The organism is Falsiroseomonas sp., assembly GCF_051859025.1.
Taxonomy (GTDB): domain Bacteria; phylum Pseudomonadota; class Alphaproteobacteria; order Acetobacterales; family Acetobacteraceae; genus Falsiroseomonas.
In genome coordinates this window covers 298907-315011 of record NZ_JBHYGL010000012.1, presented here as the reverse complement: position 1 = coordinate 315011, position 16105 = coordinate 298907, and the positions used below count along the sequence as shown (strand labels likewise).

At 70.9% G+C, this 16105-nt stretch carries 16 protein-coding genes; 5 read left to right on the top strand and 11 right to left on the bottom strand.

Annotated elements, in window-relative coordinates:
- Positions 1-27: 27 nt before the first annotated feature.
- A complete protein-coding gene (locus ACTIE5_RS13650; RefSeq protein ID WP_439550251.1) occupies positions 28-1116 on the top strand; it encodes an FAD-dependent oxidoreductase in 1089 nt (362 codons plus the stop codon).
- Entirely contained in the window at positions 1113-1808 is a 696-nt protein-coding gene (locus ACTIE5_RS13645) for a TVP38/TMEM64 family protein (protein WP_439550250.1), read from the top strand. The genes ACTIE5_RS13650 and ACTIE5_RS13645 overlap by 4 nt, the downstream gene beginning before the upstream one ends.
- On the opposite strand, the gene ACTIE5_RS13640 is transcribed toward ACTIE5_RS13645, so the two are convergent.
- The 11 genes from ACTIE5_RS13640 to ACTIE5_RS13590 all read right to left on the bottom strand — a co-directional run bounded on the left by ACTIE5_RS13640 (position 1805) and on the right by ACTIE5_RS13590 (position 11824).
- Entirely contained in the window at positions 1805-2530 is a 726-nt protein-coding gene (locus ACTIE5_RS13640) for an aspartate/glutamate racemase family protein (RefSeq protein WP_439550249.1), read from the bottom strand. The genes ACTIE5_RS13645 and ACTIE5_RS13640 overlap by 4 nt on opposite strands.
- A 5-nt stretch (positions 2531-2535) precedes the next feature.
- Positions 2536-3405, bottom strand: a complete 870-nt coding sequence (locus ACTIE5_RS13635) for a polysaccharide deacetylase family protein (RefSeq protein WP_439550248.1) — start codon at positions 3403-3405, stop codon at positions 2536-2538.
- Between the two features lie 2 nt (positions 3406-3407).
- Complete coding sequence (locus ACTIE5_RS13630; RefSeq protein ID WP_439550247.1) at positions 3408-4508, bottom strand: ring-opening amidohydrolase; 1101 nt, start codon at positions 4506-4508, stop codon at positions 3408-3410.
- Between the two features lie 136 nt (positions 4509-4644).
- On the bottom strand, positions 4645-5418 hold the full coding sequence (locus ACTIE5_RS13625; RefSeq protein ID WP_439550246.1) for an ABC transporter ATP-binding protein: 774 nt from the start codon (positions 5416-5418) through the stop codon (positions 4645-4647).
- Positions 5411-6259 (bottom strand): ABC transporter permease, encoded by an 849-nt coding sequence (locus tag ACTIE5_RS13620; protein WP_439550245.1) that lies wholly within the window; start codon positions 6257-6259, stop codon positions 5411-5413. Before ACTIE5_RS13620 ends, ACTIE5_RS13625 begins: the two co-directional genes overlap by 8 nt.
- 12 nt (positions 6260-6271) lie before the next feature.
- Positions 6272-7222, bottom strand: a complete 951-nt coding sequence (locus ACTIE5_RS13615) for an ABC transporter substrate-binding protein (RefSeq protein WP_439550244.1) — start codon at positions 7220-7222, stop codon at positions 6272-6274.
- 18 nt (positions 7223-7240) lie between these two features.
- A complete protein-coding gene (locus ACTIE5_RS13610; RefSeq protein ID WP_439550243.1) occupies positions 7241-7630 on the bottom strand; it encodes an allophanate hydrolase-related protein in 390 nt (129 codons plus the stop codon).
- On the bottom strand, positions 7627-8964 hold the full coding sequence (gene atzF, locus ACTIE5_RS13605; protein WP_439550242.1) for an allophanate hydrolase: 1338 nt from the start codon (positions 8962-8964) through the stop codon (positions 7627-7629). Before atzF ends, ACTIE5_RS13610 begins: the two co-directional genes overlap by 4 nt.
- Positions 8965-9150: 186 nt before the next feature.
- Positions 9151-9843: a GntR family transcriptional regulator gene (locus ACTIE5_RS13600; RefSeq protein ID WP_439550241.1), complete on the bottom strand. Its 693-nt coding sequence runs from the start codon at positions 9841-9843 to the stop codon at positions 9151-9153.
- A gap of 43 nt (positions 9844-9886) precedes the next feature.
- Positions 9887-10933 (bottom strand): transporter substrate-binding domain-containing protein, encoded by a 1047-nt coding sequence (locus ACTIE5_RS13595; protein WP_439550240.1) that lies wholly within the window; start codon positions 10931-10933, stop codon positions 9887-9889.
- Between the two features lie 36 nt (positions 10934-10969).
- Positions 10970-11824, bottom strand: a complete 855-nt coding sequence (locus ACTIE5_RS13590; RefSeq protein WP_439550239.1) for a DUF4189 domain-containing protein — start codon at positions 11822-11824, stop codon at positions 10970-10972.
- 208 nt (positions 11825-12032) lie between these two features.
- On the opposite strand from ACTIE5_RS13590, the gene ACTIE5_RS13585 reads away from it, so the two are divergent.
- The 3 genes from ACTIE5_RS13585 (at position 12033) to ACTIE5_RS13575 (ending at position 16105) form a co-directional block, all read left to right on the top strand.
- Positions 12033-13145: an S-(hydroxymethyl)glutathione dehydrogenase/class III alcohol dehydrogenase gene (locus tag ACTIE5_RS13585; protein WP_439550391.1), complete on the top strand. Its 1113-nt coding sequence runs from the start codon at positions 12033-12035 to the stop codon at positions 13143-13145.
- A 129-nt stretch (positions 13146-13274) separates the two neighbouring features.
- Positions 13275-14930 (top strand): NAD(P)/FAD-dependent oxidoreductase, encoded by a 1656-nt coding sequence (locus ACTIE5_RS13580; protein WP_439550238.1) that lies wholly within the window; start codon positions 13275-13277, stop codon positions 14928-14930.
- Positions 14927-16105 carry an NAD(P)/FAD-dependent oxidoreductase gene (locus tag ACTIE5_RS13575; RefSeq protein WP_439550237.1) on the top strand — a complete coding sequence of 393 codons (1179 nt, stop codon included), beginning with the start codon at positions 14927-14929 and terminating at the stop codon, positions 16103-16105. The genes ACTIE5_RS13580 and ACTIE5_RS13575 overlap by 4 nt, the downstream gene beginning before the upstream one ends.

Here is a 16105-nt window from a genome sequence, read left to right as displayed (position 1 = left end):
TCGCGCCCTGTCTGGAATCGGGGCGCGATGCAGAAGCATCTGATGCTGGTCGGCGGCGGCCATGCCCATGTGGAGGTGCTGCGACAATTCGCCGCCGCGCCCCTCCCGGGTTGGCGCATCACGCTGCTGACGCGGGAGGCGATGTCCCCCTATTCCGGCATGCTCCCCGGCGTCATCGCCGGCCTCTATCGCGAAGACCAGGCGCTGATCGATGTGCGGGCGCTCGCCGCCCGCGCGGGGGCGGAGGCGGTGATCGACCGGGCGACGGGCATCGACCTGGTCGCGAAACGCGTCCATCGCGCCGGCGGCGAATCCCGGCCCTTCGACCTGCTGTCGCTGGACACCGGCGCCACGCCCGACACCGCCCGCATCCCCGGCGCCGCCGCCCATGCCCTGCCGCTGAAGCCCATCGACGCCCTGCTGCCGCGGCTGCGCGCCCTGCTGGAAGCGCCCCCCGCCCGCATCGGCGTGGTCGGCGCCGGCGCCGCGGGGGTTGAGGTCGCGCTGGCCCTTCGCGCCCGCCTGCCCGCCACCGCCGTGGTGCTGGTGGCCGGCGCCGCTGGCGTGCTGCCCGGCTACCCCGAGACGCTGCGCACCCGCGTCACTGCCGCGCTGGCCGCCCGCCACGTCGACCTGCACCAGGGCGACGATGTGGCGGAGGTCTTCGCCGAGGGCCTGGGCTTCACCCGCCTGCCGCCCTTGCCGCTGGATGCCGTGCTCTGGGCTACCGGCGCCGCCGCGCCCGCCTGGCTGGCGGAAACCGGGCTGCGGCGCGACCGTGCCGGCTTCCTCCGCGTGGATGAATGCCTGCGCGCCATCGGCCGCGGCGATGTCTTCGCCGTGGGGGATTGCGCCAGCTTCGACCCGCTTCCCCTGCCCAAGGCCGGCGTCGTCGCCGTGCGCCAGGGGCCCATCCTGGCCCGCAATCTGCGCGCCGTGGCGGAAGGCCGCGCGCCGCTTCCCTATCGCCCGCAGGATGAGTGGCTGGTCCTGCTCTCGCTTGGCGATCGCCATGCGCTGGGCACGCGCAACGGCATGGTGGCGGGCGGCCGTGCCGCCTGGTGGCTGAAGGACTGGATCGATCGGCGGTTCATGGCGCGATACCAGGGGGGATGATGCGATCCAAGAAGCTGTGGGCCGGGCTGGCCGTGGTCGTGGCGCTGGTGGCGCTGCGCTTCACCGGGCTTGGTGATCTGCTGTCGCTGGAGACGCTGGCCCGCCACCGCGCGGCGCTGACGGGCTTCGTGGCGGCGAACTGGCTGCTGGCCGCCGGCGGCTTCATGCTGGCCTATGCCGCGGCGGTCGCGCTTTCCGTCCCCGGCGCGGTGATCCTGACGCTGTCCGGCGGCTTCCTGTTCGGCGCGCTGGCCGGCACCGCGCTGACGGTGGTGGCGGCGACCATCGGCGCCACGCTGGTCTTCCTGCTGGCGCGGCGGATCTTCGGCGCCGATGCGCTGGATCGCCTCGGCCCCGTCGCGCAGAAGCTGGCGGCGGGGCTGCGCCGCGATGCGGGCCCCTATCTGCTGGTGCTGCGCCTGGTGCCGCTGTTCCCCTTCTTCCTGGTGAACCTCGTCCCCGCCTTCGCCGGTGTGCGGCTGCCGGTCTTCGTGATGACGACGCTCATCGGCATCCTGCCCGCCACCGCCGTGTTCAGCCTGGCCGGCGCGGGGCTGGGGGAGGTGCTGGATGCCGGCGGCACGCTGGAGATCCGCAGCATCCTGACGCCGCAGATCATCGGCGCGCTCTGCGGCCTGGCGGCGCTGTCGCTGGCCGCCATCCCGCTGAAGCGCCGTTTCGCGAAGGATTAACCGAGCCGCTTCGCCAGCGCGTCGGACAGCCCGATGGTCTCCACCGGCGCATGGGTGGTGCCGGCGCCGATGCGCGCGCCGCCCATCGCCGCAAAGGCCGCGCGGATGCCCGTCTCCACCGAACACAGGACCGGCACGGGCAGGAGCGGCGCCAGCTGCGCCGCCAGCCCCGCCAGCCCGGCGCCGCCCAGCACCACCGCGTCCGCCCCATCCAGCGTCACGCAATCCCGGCAGGTTTCCGCCAATGAGGCCAAGGCGGAATCGGGGTCACGCGCGATGTCGCCGCCCGTCGGGGTGATGCTCCGCACGCCGGACAGGCGGTCGCCATAGCCGCGCCGCTGGTGAAACTCCTCCAGCATCGGCTTCCAGGCCGCGCCGCCGCTGACCACGCCGAAGCGGCGCGCGATGCGGCAGGCTTCCTGCGCGGTGGCATCCGCCAGGCCCAGCACGGGAACGGATGAAAGTTCACGCAGCGCATCCAGCGCGGGGTCGCCATAGCAGGCGATCAGCACCGCATCGGCATCCCCGCCATGCGCTGCGAAGGCGTCCAGCGTCGCGTGTTCCGCAATCGCGGCCGCCGCGCGGCTCGCGATGTAGCGCGCGCCGAAGCGCCCCGTGGCGCCCGTGATGGTGACACCAGGCGGGGCCATCCCCCGCGCGATGGCGACAAGGCGATCGGTGATGGAATCGGTGGTGTTCGCGTTGATCAGCAGCAGCTTCATGCGGATCAGGTCGGGTCGCCGCTGGAGGAATACCAGTCCATGATCTCCCGCCCTTGCATGAAGACCACGCCGGGCATCGCCATCAGGTCGTCCAGCATCGCCTCCAGCGCGCCGATGCGGTGGGGCACGCCGGTGATGTAGGGGTGGATGGCGAAGGACAGCACCTTCGGCCCGGCCTCCGCCAGCAGCCTGGCCGCCGCCAGCCGCGCGCGGCGGGGCAGTTCCTGTTCGTCATGATGCTGGATCATGGCGATGGGAATGTCGTTGAGTTCCACCGAATAGGGCATGGTCAGCACCTCCCCGGCCGAGGTCCTGAGCCGCGCCGGCAGATCATCCACCACGAAATCGGCGATGTAGCGGATGCCCGCTTCCGCCAGCAGGTCCGGCGTCTCCAACGTCTCCGTCAGCCCCGGGCCGAGCCAGCCCAACGGCGGTGCGCCCGTGAAGCGGGTGATGGCCTCGACCGTCCGCGCGATCATCGCGCGCTGGTCGGGCTCCCGGTGCGTCGGCACCTGCACGAAGCCATGGCCCATGAATTCCCAGCCGGCATCGTGGGCGGCCTGGGCCACGCGAGGATATTCGTTGCAGACATTGCCGTTGATCGACAGCGTCGGGCGGATGCCGCGCTTCGCGAAGGCGTCGAGGAAACGCCAGAACCCGACGCGCATCCCGTATTCATGCCAGGCCCAATTGGCGACATCCGGCAGCAGCGCCGCCCCGGTCGGCGGGCTGAGGACCTGCCGCGGCATGGGGTTGTCGATCAGCCAGTGCTCGACATTCACGACGGGCCAGATCGCGAGTTCCGCCCCATTCGGCAGCGCGGTCGGCGGCCGGTCCTGAGGTGCCGCGTAGCGCAGGCGTTGTTCGGGACGCATGGTCAGGACTCCACGATCACGGCGACGGGCCCGCCGCCATCCGGCCCTTGATGCTCCGCGCCGCCGGAGATGAACAGGTCGGTCCGCCCCGTCGCCGCCGCGGCGACGCCGCCGACCAGCGCCCGGGCGTGGCGCGTGGCGTTGATGTCGCTGTCATCGTTCATGATGTGGCGGTTGCCGCGGATGCGCCCGGAGGAGGACGGCTCCGCCTTCGCCAGCAGCGCCGCCAGCCTGCCGCGCTGCGTTTCCGTCAGCTGCCCCGGCGCCTGGAGCCCCGCAGCCGCGAGCGCGCGCTGCACCGCCGGAAGATCGATCCCGTCCTGCATCACGTCATGCGCGATCCGAAGCCCGCCCGCCCAGGCCTTGCTGTTGCCCAGCACGACGACCTCGTTCCGCGTGAGTTCAACGCCCGCCGAGGCACTCGCCACGCCCGACCACAGACGAAAATCCTCACCGATCACGGCATCGGAAAGCTTCTCCGCCGCCACCTCCCCCAGCGCCAGCGCGACGCCGAGCGCCGAGGCCCCGCGCGACAGGCCCATGGAGCGATAGGTGTCATGCGTCGCGACGGTCGCACCCCGCGCCTCTGCTTCCGCGATGCGTTCGCTGGTCAGCAGGGGGCATTTCACCTGGACGTAGTGGACATCGGCCACATCGGCGATGCCCGCATCGGCCATGGCGGCGCGCACCGCGGCGGCGGTCGCCTCCACCTGCGCCATCCGCCCCAACTCCTCCGGCCGGAATTCCGGCGTGAAGGCGGTGCCGATGGCCAGCGCGCCGGTCGGCGCCGCATCCGTCTCCGTGACCGAGAACAGGATGAAGTGGGGCGCGAGGCCCCCCTCAGTCCCCCCCGACATCACCATCGCCACGCGTTCCGCCACCACCGCCGGCGTGGTGCCGAGATGCGCCGCCAGCATCGTCGCCAGCGCACTCACGGCGTAGGCTCTCGTAAAATCGTTGACGCAGCCATTGCCCTCGGTCTTGCCGAGGATCGCGACGATATGGGCGGGGTCCACCGCGCGCGCCGCGAACAGCGCCTCGATCCCCGCCATGTCGGCGGGATGGCGCATCGGGACCCGATGCACCTTGACCATCCGGGTCATGCCAAATCCTTGTCGGAGACGGTGGCGTCCGCCGCCGGCGGGCAAGCGGCCGAATGGCCGCCGCCGGCAATACGGCGCAGCCAAGCGAAGCGCCGGCGACTGAGGGCGGATCGCTCTCGATCCGCAGGGCAAACCCTCATGCCGCCTTCTTCGCGTGATGGCTATGAAGCCGCGCGCCGAGTTCGCGCCGCACCTCATTGAACTCCGGGGAGGACACGTCCCGCGGCCGCGGCAATTCGATCCGGTGCTCGCTGGCGATCCGACCCGGCCCGGGCTCCATCACCACGACCCGGTCCGCGAGGAAGATCGCCTCCTCGATCGAATGCGTGACGAACAGCACCGTCAGCCCCGTGCGCTGCCACAGCTCCAACAATTCGTCCTGCAACCGCTCCCGCGTCATCGCATCCAGCGCGCCGAAGGGCTCATCCATCAGCACCACCTCCGCGTCATTCGCCAGCACGCGGGCGATCGCCACGCGCTGCTTCATGCCGCCGGAGAGCTGGTGCGGATGCGCATCCGCGAAGCGCGTCAGGCCGATGAGGTTGACGAAACGCTCGACCGTCTCGGCCACTTCGGATTTCGGACGGCCCCGCGACTTCGGCCCGAAGCCGATGTTTTCCCGCACCGTCAGCCAGGGGAACAGGCCATAATCCTGGAACACCATGCCGCGATCCGGTGCCGGCCCCGCGATGGGCTTGTCCCACATCAGCGCATCGCCGTTGGTCGGCTGCTCGAACCCCGCCACGATCCGCAGCAGCGTCGATTTCCCGCAGCCGGATGCGCCGATCAGGCAGACGAATTCGCCCTTCTTCACGGTGAGGTTCGCGTCGCGCAGCGCCTCGATGCGCGTATCGCCCAGCGTGTAGGTCTTGCCGACATGCTTGATGTCGAGGATGGGGATCTCAGCCACGATGCATGGGGCTCCAGCGCAGGGCGCGGTTCATCAGCATGACCACGACGCGGTCGCTGACGAAGCCGGCGATGCCGATGACGATCATGCCGCAGATCACAAGCTCCGTGCGGCTCAGCGTGCGCCCATCCATGATGACGGCGCCAAGACCCTGCGGAACGCCCGTCATCTCCCCCACCACGATCACGAACCAGGCCAGGCCGAGGCCGAGCCGCAGCCCTGTGAAGATGGAAGGCAGCGCGGCCGGCAGCACCACGCGGAAGAACTGCGCATTGCCGCGGCAGCCGAGCATGGAGGCGGCCTCGAACAGTCGCGGCTCCACGTTCTTCACGCCGAAGATGGTGTTCAGCAGGATGGGGTAGAAGGCGCCGAGGAAGACCAGGAAGAAGGCCGATTTCGGCCCCAGCCCGAACAGGATCATGGATAGCGGCAGCCAGGCCGTGACGGGGATCGGCCGCATCAACTGCAGGAACGGATCGAGCAACTGCCTGACCAGCGTGATACGCCCGATCAGCAGCCCCAGCGGCACCGCGACCGCGGCCGCCAGCAGGAAGCCGCCATAGACGCGCGACGCGCTGGCCAGCAGGTGCAAATGGAGCGTCGCGGAGAAGGCATCGTCCCAGATGCCCCCCACCGCGAAATCCACCATGTATTCCGCGACCTGGGCGGGGGACGGGATCAACCGCGTCATCCCCGCCTTCACCGCGAGGTGCCAGCCCAGCAGCAGCAGCAGCGGCACCACCAGCGACAGCGCGATGGGGCCGAGGCGTTTCGCCAGGCGCTGCCCCGCGCTGCGCGTGGGCACGGCGGCGGGCGCCGTCGCGATCAATGCCTCGGCCATCGCACCGCTTCCTTACGACGTCGCGACTTCGTTGGAGAAGCGCGGGTTGAGGAAGGTGTTGAAGTTCGGCAGCTGGCGGATCTGCCGCATCTCCAGCATCTGCTGCGCATAGGCGCGCGCCTGGCCGAGCACCGTGTCGTCCAGCTTCCAGATGTATTCGACGTTGTTCGCCGCCAGCGCGTGTTCCACGGCGGCGCGGGGCGCGCCCAGGATGCGGACGGTCGCGTCCGCCACTTCCCGCGGATTCGCCATCATGTATTCGCTGGCGCGGCGATGGATGCCCAGCATGGTGCGCACCAGCGCGGGGTCCTGCGCGATCTGCTGTTCGCTGGTCGCGAAGATCATGTTCAGACCGCCCATCGCGGTGCCGTAGGGGTATTCCACCAGCTGCCCGACGCCGGAGGAGATCGAAAGCCCCGGCCCCGGCTCCGCGCCCACATAGGCGTCGATGTCACCACGGGCCAGCATGGCGTGCATCTCGCCGAAGGGCACGCGGACGCTGGTGATGTCGCGCACCGTCATGCCGGTCTGGCGCAGGCGTTCCAGGATGAAGACCTCCTGCGTCGAACCCGGCCAGATGCCGACGCGACGGCCGCGCAGGTCCGCGATGGTGCGGATCGGCGTGCCGGCCTTGGAGACGACGCCCATGCCCTTGTTGCAGAAGGCACCGACGACGACGACAGGTTCGCCCGCCGCGCCGCCCAGCAGCGCCGCCGCGATGCCGAAGCCGCCGAAATTCACGGAATTCGTCACGACCGCGTTCTTGCCATCGGTCGGGCTGTCGAAGGTCGTGATCTCGATCCGGAGGTTCGCCGGCGCGAAACGCTCATAGAAATGCGGCGTCATGGAATGGATGAGGCGCAGCGACCCCATCCGGACCGTGCGGCTCGCCTGCGCATTGGCGATGTGGGGCGCGGCGACCAGCGCGGTGGCCCCGGCGAGAATATGGCGGCGACGGATCATTGTTCGGTTCTCCCTGTTTCAGGCGGTTGCGAGGCTGGCGATGAAGGCGCGCCATCCCCCGAATTCGGAAATCTCGGTGGCGCCGGTCAGCCCCTCGGGCTCCACCAGGAAGCCCTTGGGCGTGGTGCCATCGGCCAGGCGCAGCGTGCCGATGCAAAGCGGCGCGGGGATGCCCGCGACGAAGCGCCCGAAGCCATCCGCGGGCAGCGCCCAGACCTCGGTCGCGATGGCGTGCCCCTGCGCCACGCGCAGCAGCCCCGGCCGCTTCGGCGGCCCGCCGGCCAGCGCGAAAAGCCGGTAGCAGGGCTCGGTCAGCACGGCGCGGCGCAGTTCGGCCCCTTCCCGCACCAGTTCCGGGTTCAGCACCATGCCGGACAGATGCGCGCCGACGACGGCAATCTCGATCATGCTGCGAAGCCCTCCATCAAGACGCTGCCGGTGGCGGCCAGCGCGGCGTCGCTGCCGCGCGGCCCGATCAGCGTGACGCCGAAGGGCAGGCCGTCCGGCCGCAGCGGCGCCGGCACGGCGATTGCCGCCAGATCCAGCAGGTTCACGAAATTGGTGTAGGTGCCGAGCCTGGCATTGGGCCCGATCGGGTCCGCCGCCAGTTCCGCCAGCGTCGGGAAATTGGGCGCGGTCGGCACCAGCAGCGCGTCGATCCCGTCCCAGGCCGGCAGGGTCGAGAGCCGCAGCTCCGCCAGGCGGAGCAGGCCACGGAAGGCATCCGTGGCGCTGAAGCGCGCGGCGCCGGCGATGATCCGCCGCGTCACCGGGTGCATCGCCTCCGGCGGCACCAGCGCGCCGAAGGCGGCGTCCCGCTCCGCCACGAAGGCGCCCTCATACAGCAGCCGCGCCACTTCCAGGAACGGTGTCAGGTCCCGCTCCACCAGCGTCACGCCGGCGGGCAGCTTCGCCAGCGCCGCATCCCAGGCCGCGCGCTGCGCCGACCCATCCAGGTGCAGATCCGCCGCGCGGGGAATGCCAAGGCGGGTCAGCGCCGCGCCCGGCGTGCCGAGCTCGATCGGCCGCGACCAGGGATCGCGCCCATCCGCCCCCGCCATCACGGCGTAGCCGGCCCAGGCATCCCCGACATTGCGGGCGAAGACGGAAATGCAGTCGAGGCTCGGGCAGGCCGGCACCACGCCGCGGGACGGGATGGCCCCCACGCTCGGCTTCAGCCCCACCAGCCCGTTCAGCGCCGCCGGCACCCGGCCGGAGCCGGCGGTGTCCGTGCCCAGCGACAGCAGGGCGAGCCCCTGCGCCACCGCGACGGCGGAGCCGCTGGAGGACCCGCCCGGCACGCGGTCCGGCGCGCAGGCGTTGCGCGGGATGGGATGCGGGCTGCGCACGCCGACCAGGCCCGTGGCGAACTGGTCAAGGTTGGTCTTGCCCGTGACGATCGCCCCCGCCGCCACCAGCCGCGCCACCGCCGGCGCCGATTCGGCCGGCATGTAGCCATGGGCCGGACAGGCCGCCGTGGTGGGCATCCCCTGCACATCGATGTTGTCCTTCACCGCCACCGGCACGCCCCAGAGGGGAAAGCGAGCGGGATCGAAGGGCGGCAGCCGCGCCAGCATCGCCGCGATGGCGTCGGGCGAGGGCCGGAACAGGTAGATGCCCGGATCATCCACCGCCTGGTGGCGCGCCTCCAGCCCCGCCATGACGGCGGCGGGCGAGAGGCCAGCGGCATAGGCGGCGTGCAGCGCGGCGATGCTGTCGGGCAGGAGGGATGCGAGGGTCATCGCGCCCCCATCAGCAAACCGCGTGCCGCCGCCCGGATTCCCTGCCGATCAAGAGGTTGAGGAACTGACCGCCAGCCCCGGTGTATGCAACGCACGGCAGGAATGCCGATTACGCCCAACAAACGGGCAGATCACGCCCCGAAACGCCTGGGCGCGTGTATGCAAGCGCGCCCAATTGAACAAATATCAGGCAGCGTCCGGCCGCTGCCGCGCGCCCGCCATCGCGATCCAGGTGCGCTCCGTCACGCCGATATGCGCCCGCAGCGCCGCCGCCGCCCCCGCCGCATCCCCCCGCTGGATCGCGGTCACGATCGCCACATGCTCCTCATGCGACCGGCGCATCCGGTCCGGCGCTTCCAGCTGCGCGGCCCGGAAGGGGGCCAACCGCCGCCGCGTCGCGGTGGCGATCTCCGTCAGGTAGCGGTTATGCGCCCCGGCATAGAGCAGGTGGTGGAAGGCGACATTCGCCGCCCGGTACCCCGCCACATCCCCGTCCCGGACCATCCCGGCCATCACGGCGATCTGCCGTTCCAGCCCCCGGCGCTCCGCCGGCGCCATCCCCATGGCGCAATGCGCGGCAGCCATCGCCTCCAGCTCCGCCATCACCACGAACATTTCCGCGAGTTGCCCGGCATCGGGGATGGCCACCAGGCAGCCGCGGCGCGGCACCGCCTGCACCAGCCCCGTCGGCGCCAATTGGCGCAGCGCCTCCCGCACCGGGGTGCGGCTGACCGAGAACTGGGCCGCCAGCGATGCCTCGTCCAGCGCCGCGCCGGGCTTCAGGCGCCCCGCGACGATGTCATCCGCCAGTTGCGCGGCAATGGCCTCCGCCCGCGTCGGGCGCGGCTTCGGGGGATCATGGGGCGGGGCGGCGGCCATGCCGCTTTCTGGCGCAGCCGCGCGCGCCGCGTCCAGCGATCCCTCAGCGGAAGGGGAAGGGATACATCAGCCCGCCGCGCAGCCAGAGGTCCGACAGCCCGCGATCGAGCCCGATCGGCGATCCCTCGCCCAGATTGCGGTCGAAGATCTCCCCGTAATTGCCGACCTGGCGCACCGCCTCCATCGCCCAGGTATCGGGCAGGCCCAGCGCCTGGCCGAGGCCGGGATCGACGCCCAGCAGGAAGCGGGTTTCGGTATCGTCGGACCGGATCGCGGCTTCCAGGCTGCCGCTCGTCACCTCCAGCTCCTCCGCCGCCACCAGCGCGTGCAGCGTCCAGGCCACCACCTGGCGCCAGCGATTGTCGTGGCCCGGCACGAAGGGCGTCAGCGGCTCCCGGCTCAGCCGTTCCGGCAGCACCACGGCGCTGGCGGGGTCCGGCAGATCCGTCGCCTTCAGGGTCGCGAGTGCCGCGGCATCGGCGGAGACGCCATCGCATTCCCCGGCCCGGAAGGCGCGGATCAGCGCCGGCCCGCCCTGCGCCACCGGCACCGGCGTCAGGCTGACGCCCATGCGCGTCGCGGCGCTGTGCAGGATCGCCAGGCTGCCATCCACCGCCGGGGCGGCGACGCAGATGCGCTTGCCGTCCAACTGGCGGAAGGCCGCGATATCGGCATCCGCCCGCACCATCACGCCCTGCCCGTCGTAGAACAGCACCCCCACCGGCACCAGGTTCCGCCCGGCATCGCGCAGCGCCGTCGCGGTCAGGTTGCTCGACAGGATATCGACCTCCGCGCGCTCCACCGCCTCCAGGCTGGCGGCCAGGCTCGGCGCCGTGACGAAGCGGACCTTCGCCGCATCCCCCAGCACGGCGGCGGCGACGGCGCGGCAGAAATCCGCATCCAGCCCGCGCATCACGCCCTGCGCATCGGGGGCGGAGAAGCCGGGCAGCAGGCCGAAGACGCCGCAGCGCACCTCGCCGCGCTGCCGGACGCCATCCAGCACGGGGTTCTGGGCTTGCACCTGGGCCTGAACGGGGGCCGCGAAGCCGATTCCGGCCAGCGCGAGGAAACCGAGGAGGGCGCTTCGCATGGCGGGGCTCCGGAAAGGGGGGATGGGGCGCATGGTTCAGCAGCCCGACATGGCGATGCGGCAGGTGATGCTGGAACTCGCGGCTTCGGCCAGGCGGCAGGTGTTCAGCGCCTGCGCCTCCGCCTGTTCGCGCGTCTGGCCCACGCCGCTGGCCAGGCGCCGCACCTGCACCGGCGGCGTCGTCAGTGCCTGCACCAGCGCGCCGCAGGCATTGGGGAAGTCCAGCGCCACGCGGCACTGGTTGCGCCCAGCCACGGCTTCGCAGGCGCGGATCGCGTCCATGTTCGCCGCCAGCCGGTCCGTCTTGCCGGAGGAGAAGCCGAAGGCAGTGGAGGGCGGTTCCGCCGTGTAGATGAAGCCGAATCGCCCCCGCATCGCGGCCGCGGTCGCGGCCACGGGGGCGGAGGCCTGGATGGTGCTGCCGCTGGCGCAGCGCGCCAGGCAGGCGTTCTGCAGGCTCTGCGGCTGGCTGTCGCAGGCCGTGCGGCAGGATGGCGGCGGCGTGGCCACCGCCACCCGCCCGGGCGCGCTGGTGGACAGGCTGCGGAAGCAGGGCCCGGCCGCCGGGCCGGCGCCCTGGCCGCAGGCGTTCAGCGTGGGCGTCGCCCAGCGTTCCGCGGGGATGGCGATGCGCCAGGGCCCGCCATCCCGGCAGGACACGTCCCAATAGGCGATGCGCCGCGGGTCGAGTCCCGCCTGGAACAGCACCGTCACCTCCGCGCAGGCGTAGCGGTTCTGGGTCAGCAGGCTGCGGAAGGCCTCGCGCCGCCCGGGCTCGTTGCGCGCCAGCAGGGCGTCGTTCGTGGGGTTGCCGGTCTGCGCCCGGGCCTCCGGCACGCCGACGGCCAGCAAGGCACCGAGCACCAGCAACGCCGATCGAATGAGCCCCATGGCGCCTGCCCCCGAAACCGTTCCGCCCCCCATCCTAATGGGCAGGCCCGCCCCGGCAAGGTGCCCGACGCGGAGCGTCCCAAGATGCCACGCGGAGCGTCCCAAGATGGCACGCGGAGCATCTCAAGCTGCTGGACGCGGCGCCCCCCGCGCTTTAGGCCATGGCTGGGCGCAGCCAGGGCCCATGGATCGACGGAGCGGCAATGCGATGAAGACGCGCGCGGCGGTGGCCTTTGCGGCCGGCAAGCCCCTGCAGGTCATGGATGTGGAAATCGGCGGCCCGCGGGCCGGGGAGGTGCTGGTGGAGGTGAAGGCCACCGGCCTCTGCCACACTGACCTCTACACCCTCTCGGGCGCGGATCCCGAGGGGCTGTTCCCCGCCATCCTCGGCCATGAGGGTGCCGGCATCGTGCGGGAGGTCGGCGCCGGCGTCACCAGCGTGAAGCCCGGCGACCACGTGATCCCGCTCTACACGCCGGAATGCCGGCAGTGCAAAACCTGCCTGTCGCGGCGGAGCAACCTGTGCACCGCGATCCGCGCGACGCAGGGCAAGGGCGTCATGCCGGATGGGTCGTCGCGCTTCTCCTGCGACCAGGGGACCGTGTTCCATTACATGGGGTGCAGCACCTTCGCGAACTTCACCGTGCTGCCGGAGATCGCGCTGGCGAAGGTCCGCGAGGACGCGCCCTTCGACAAGATCTGCTACATCGGCTGCGGCGTGACGACGGGCATCGGCGCCGTCATCAACACCGCCAAGGTCTGGGCTGGCGCCAATGTCGCGGTCTTCGGGCTCGGTGGCATCGGCCTCAACGTGATCCAGGGCGCCCGCATGGTGGGGGCCGACAAGATCATCGGCGTGGACCTCAACCCGGCGCGGCAGGAGATGGCCCGCAAATTCGGCATGACGGACTTCATCAACCCGAACGAGGTCGGCCACGACAAGGTCGTGCAGGCGATCGTGGATCTGACCGGCGGCGGCGCCGATTTCAGCTTCGAGTGCATCGGCAACACGAAGGTCATGCGCCAGGCGCTGGAATGCACCCATCGCGGCTGGGGCGAGTCGATCATCATCGGCGTGGCCGGCGCGGGTCAGGAAATCTCCACCCGCCCCTTCCAGCTGGTCACGGGCCGTTCCTGGCGCGGTACGGCCTTCGGCGGCGCCCGCGGCCGGACCGACGTGCCGAAGATCGTGGACTGGTACATGCAGGGCAAGATCGACATCGACAGCCTGATCACCCATGTCATGCCCCTCGATGACATCAACCACGGCTTCGAGTTGATGGAGAGGGGCGAGTCCATCCGTTCCGTGGTCGTCTACTGACGGCAGCGCCCGCCCCGCCGACGCGGGGCGGGCCAGCCACCCCCGTGACAGTGGCGCCGGGAGGCCCGGATCGGCTAAAGCCCCCCTGCCCCGCCGGCAGGACCAGGGGCGACGAAAGCCCGTGAGAGCATGCTGCGCCTGACCGAACTGAAACTGCCGCTGGACCACGCCGAGGGCGCGATCGAGGCGGCGCTGCGCGAGAAGCTGGGCCTGAAGCCCGGCGATCTGCGCGCCATCTCCGTTGCGCGCCGCGCCTGGGACGCCCGCCGACGGTCGGCGATCGAACTCGTCTATTCCGTGGATTTCGAGGTCGCCGACGAAGCCGCCCTGCTGCGCCGCTTCGCCAGCCACCCGGTCTATGGCCGCACGCTGACCACCACGCCGGACACCAGCTACCGCCCGGTGGCCCAGGCGCCCGCACGCCTGCCGAAGCGCCCTGTGGTCATCGGCACCGGCCCCTGCGGCATCTTCGCCGCCCTGATCCTGGCGGAGATGGGTTTCCGGCCGATCATCCTCGACCGCGGCAAGGTGGTGCGCGAACGCACCAAGGATACCTGGGGCCTCTGGCGGCGCGGCGTCCTGGAGCCGGAAAGCAATGTCCAGTTCGGGGAGGGCGGCGCCGGCACCTTCTCCGACGGCAAGCTCTGGTCCGGCATCAAGGACCCGCAGCATCTCGGCCGGAAGGTCCTGACCGAATTCGTCGCCGCCGGCGCGCCCGAGGAAATCCTCTACGTCGCGAAGCCCCATATCGGCACCTTCCGCCTGGTGACGATGGTGGAGAGCATGCGCGCGAAGATCGAGGCCCTGGGCGGCGAGTACCGCTTCGGCACCAAGGTCGTCGACTTCATCGTGGAGACCGGCCGCGACGGCCAGCGCCGCATGCGCGGCGTGGTGACGGAGGCCGGCGAAACGATCGAGACCGACCACGTCGTCCTCGCCATCGGCCACTCCGCCCGCGACACATTTTCTCGAATTCACGCCGCCGGGATTTTCGTCGAGGCCAAGCCGTTTTCCATCGGCGTGCGGATCGAGCATCCGCAATCCATCATCGACCGCGCGCGCTTCGGCACCTTCGCGGGCAACCCCATCCTGGGTGCCGCCGACTACAAGCTGGTGCATCACTGCGCCGGCCCCGCGCTGAAGGGCCGCAGCGTCTATTCCTTCTGCATGTGCCCCGGCGGCACCGTCGTCGCCGCCGCCAGCGAACCCGGCCGCCTGGTGACCAACGGCATGAGCCAGTATTCCCGCGCCGAGCGGAACGCCAATGCCGGCATCGTCGTCGGCATCACGCCGGAAGTGGACTACCCCGGCCATCCCCTCGCCGGCATCGACCTCCAGCGGCACTGGGAGGAACGCGCCTTCGTCGCCGGCGGCGGCACCTATGCCGCGCCCGGCCAGCGCGTCGGCGATTTCCTCGCGGGCCGCGCCTCCACTTCGCTGGGCGACGTCGTCCCCAGCTACAAGCCGGGCGTCACGCCGACCGACCTGTCCCTCTGCCTGCCCGATTTCGTGGTGGCCGCGATCCGGGAAGCCCTTCCCGCCTTCGGCCGCACCATCAAGGGCTTCGACCTGGCCGATGCGGTGATGACGGGGGTGGAAACGCGCACCTCCTCCCCCATCCGCATCCGCCGGGATGCCACGATGCGCAGCATCAACACGCTAGGCCTCTATCCCGCCGGTGAGGGCGCGGGCTATGCGGGCGGCATCTTCTCGGCCGGCGTTGATGGCATCCGCGTGGCGGAAGCCGTGGGCCGGGACATGGCAGGATTGGCAGAAGCCGCGTGAACAACAATTTCGATGTGGTGGTGCTGGGCGCCGGTGCCGCGGGGCTCTTTGCCGCCATGCGCGCGGGCCAGCGCGGGCGGCGCGTGCTGCTGCTGGATCACGCCGAGGAGCCGGGCAAGAAGATCCTCATCTCCGGCGGCGGGCGCTGCAACTTCACCAACCGGGACTGCCTGCCGGACCGCTTCCTGTCGCAGAACCGGCACTTCGCGCGCTCGGCCCTGGCCCGCTACACCCAGCACGATTTTCTCGAGTTGGTGCAGAAGCACCGGATCGCGTGGCACGAAAAGACTCTCGGGCAATTGTTCTGCGACGGCTCCGCCCGCCAGATCGTCGCCATGTTGGTCGCGGAATGTGAGGCCGTCTCGGTCGACCTCCGCTGCCACACCCGCATCACCGGCGTGACGAAGGACACCCACTTCCGCATCGCCACCACCGCCGGCACCTTCACGGCGGAAAGCCTGGTGCTCGCCACCGGCAGCCTCTCCATCCCCAAGATGGGCGCCACCGGCTTCGCGCATGACCTGGCCATGCAATTCGGTCTGCCGCTGACGGAAATCCGCCCGGCCCTGGTGCCGCTGACCTTCGGCGACACCATGCTGGAATTGATGCGCCCCCTCTCCGGCCTCGCTCTCGAAAGTGTCGCCAAGGCCGGCAAGGCGGCGTTCAGGGAGGCGATGCTCTTCACCCATCGCGGCCTCTCCGGCCCCGCCATCCTCCAGGCATCCTCCTACTGGCGCGAAGGCGAGATGCTGACGCTGGATTTGGTGCCGGACCGCGACGCCACCGCCGTGCTGCTGGCCGGCAAGCGCGCCCGCCCGAAGGCGGAAGCCAAGACCATCCTGGGCGACCTCCTGCCCGCCCGCCTCGCCGCCGCCATGGCCGCCCAGCATTTGCCGCCGCGCACCATCGGGGAGATCGGGGATGGCGATTTGCGAAAGCTTGGCGCGATGCTGAAGGCCTGGGCGCTGAAGCCCAGCGGGACGGAAGGCTACGCCAAGGCCGAGGTCACGCTCGGCGGCGTGGATACGGAAGCGCTCTCCTCCCAGACCATGATGGCCAAGGACGTCCCCGGCCTGTTCTTCATCGGCGAAGCGGTGGACGTGACGGGCTGGCTCGGCGGCTACAATTTCCAATGGGCCTGGTCCTCCGGCTGGGCGGCCGGCGAAGCGGCGTGA

What these genes read in the sequence shown, in the direction of transcription:
- ACTIE5_RS13645 (WP_439550250.1), top strand. Translation starts at nt 1,113, where the DNA reads ATGATGCGATCCAAGAAGCTGTGGGCCGGGCTGGCCGTGGTCGTGGCG.
- ACTIE5_RS13610 (WP_439550243.1), bottom strand. Translation starts at nt 7,630, where the DNA reads ATGATCGAGATTGCCGTCGTCGGCGCGCATCTGTCCGGCATGGTGCTG.
- ACTIE5_RS13595 (WP_439550240.1), bottom strand. Translation starts at nt 10,933, where the DNA reads ATGCGAAGCGCCCTCCTCGGTTTCCTCGCGCTGGCCGGAATCGGCTTC.
- atzF (WP_439550242.1), bottom strand. Translation starts at nt 8,964, where the DNA reads ATGACCCTCGCATCCCTCCTGCCCGACAGCATCGCCGCGCTGCACGCC.
- ACTIE5_RS13585 (WP_439550391.1), top strand. Translation starts at nt 12,033, where the DNA reads ATGAAGACGCGCGCGGCGGTGGCCTTTGCGGCCGGCAAGCCCCTGCAG.
- ACTIE5_RS13640 (WP_439550249.1), bottom strand. Translation starts at nt 2,530, where the DNA reads ATGAAGCTGCTGCTGATCAACGCGAACACCACCGATTCCATCACCGAT.
- ACTIE5_RS13590 (WP_439550239.1), bottom strand. Translation starts at nt 11,824, where the DNA reads ATGGGGCTCATTCGATCGGCGTTGCTGGTGCTCGGTGCCTTGCTGGCC.
- ACTIE5_RS13580 (WP_439550238.1), top strand. Translation starts at nt 13,275, where the DNA reads ATGCTGCGCCTGACCGAACTGAAACTGCCGCTGGACCACGCCGAGGGC.
- ACTIE5_RS13620 (WP_439550245.1), bottom strand. Translation starts at nt 6,259, where the DNA reads ATGGCCGAGGCATTGATCGCGACGGCGCCCGCCGCCGTGCCCACGCGC.
- ACTIE5_RS13600 (WP_439550241.1), bottom strand. Translation starts at nt 9,843, where the DNA reads ATGGCCGCCGCCCCGCCCCATGATCCCCCGAAGCCGCGCCCGACGCGG.
- ACTIE5_RS13650 (WP_439550251.1), top strand. Translation starts at nt 28, where the DNA reads ATGCAGAAGCATCTGATGCTGGTCGGCGGCGGCCATGCCCATGTGGAG.
- ACTIE5_RS13615 (WP_439550244.1), bottom strand. Translation starts at nt 7,222, where the DNA reads ATGATCCGTCGCCGCCATATTCTCGCCGGGGCCACCGCGCTGGTCGCC.
- ACTIE5_RS13630 (WP_439550247.1), bottom strand. Translation starts at nt 4,508, where the DNA reads ATGACCCGGATGGTCAAGGTGCATCGGGTCCCGATGCGCCATCCCGCC.
- ACTIE5_RS13635 (WP_439550248.1), bottom strand. Translation starts at nt 3,405, where the DNA reads ATGCGTCCCGAACAACGCCTGCGCTACGCGGCACCTCAGGACCGGCCG.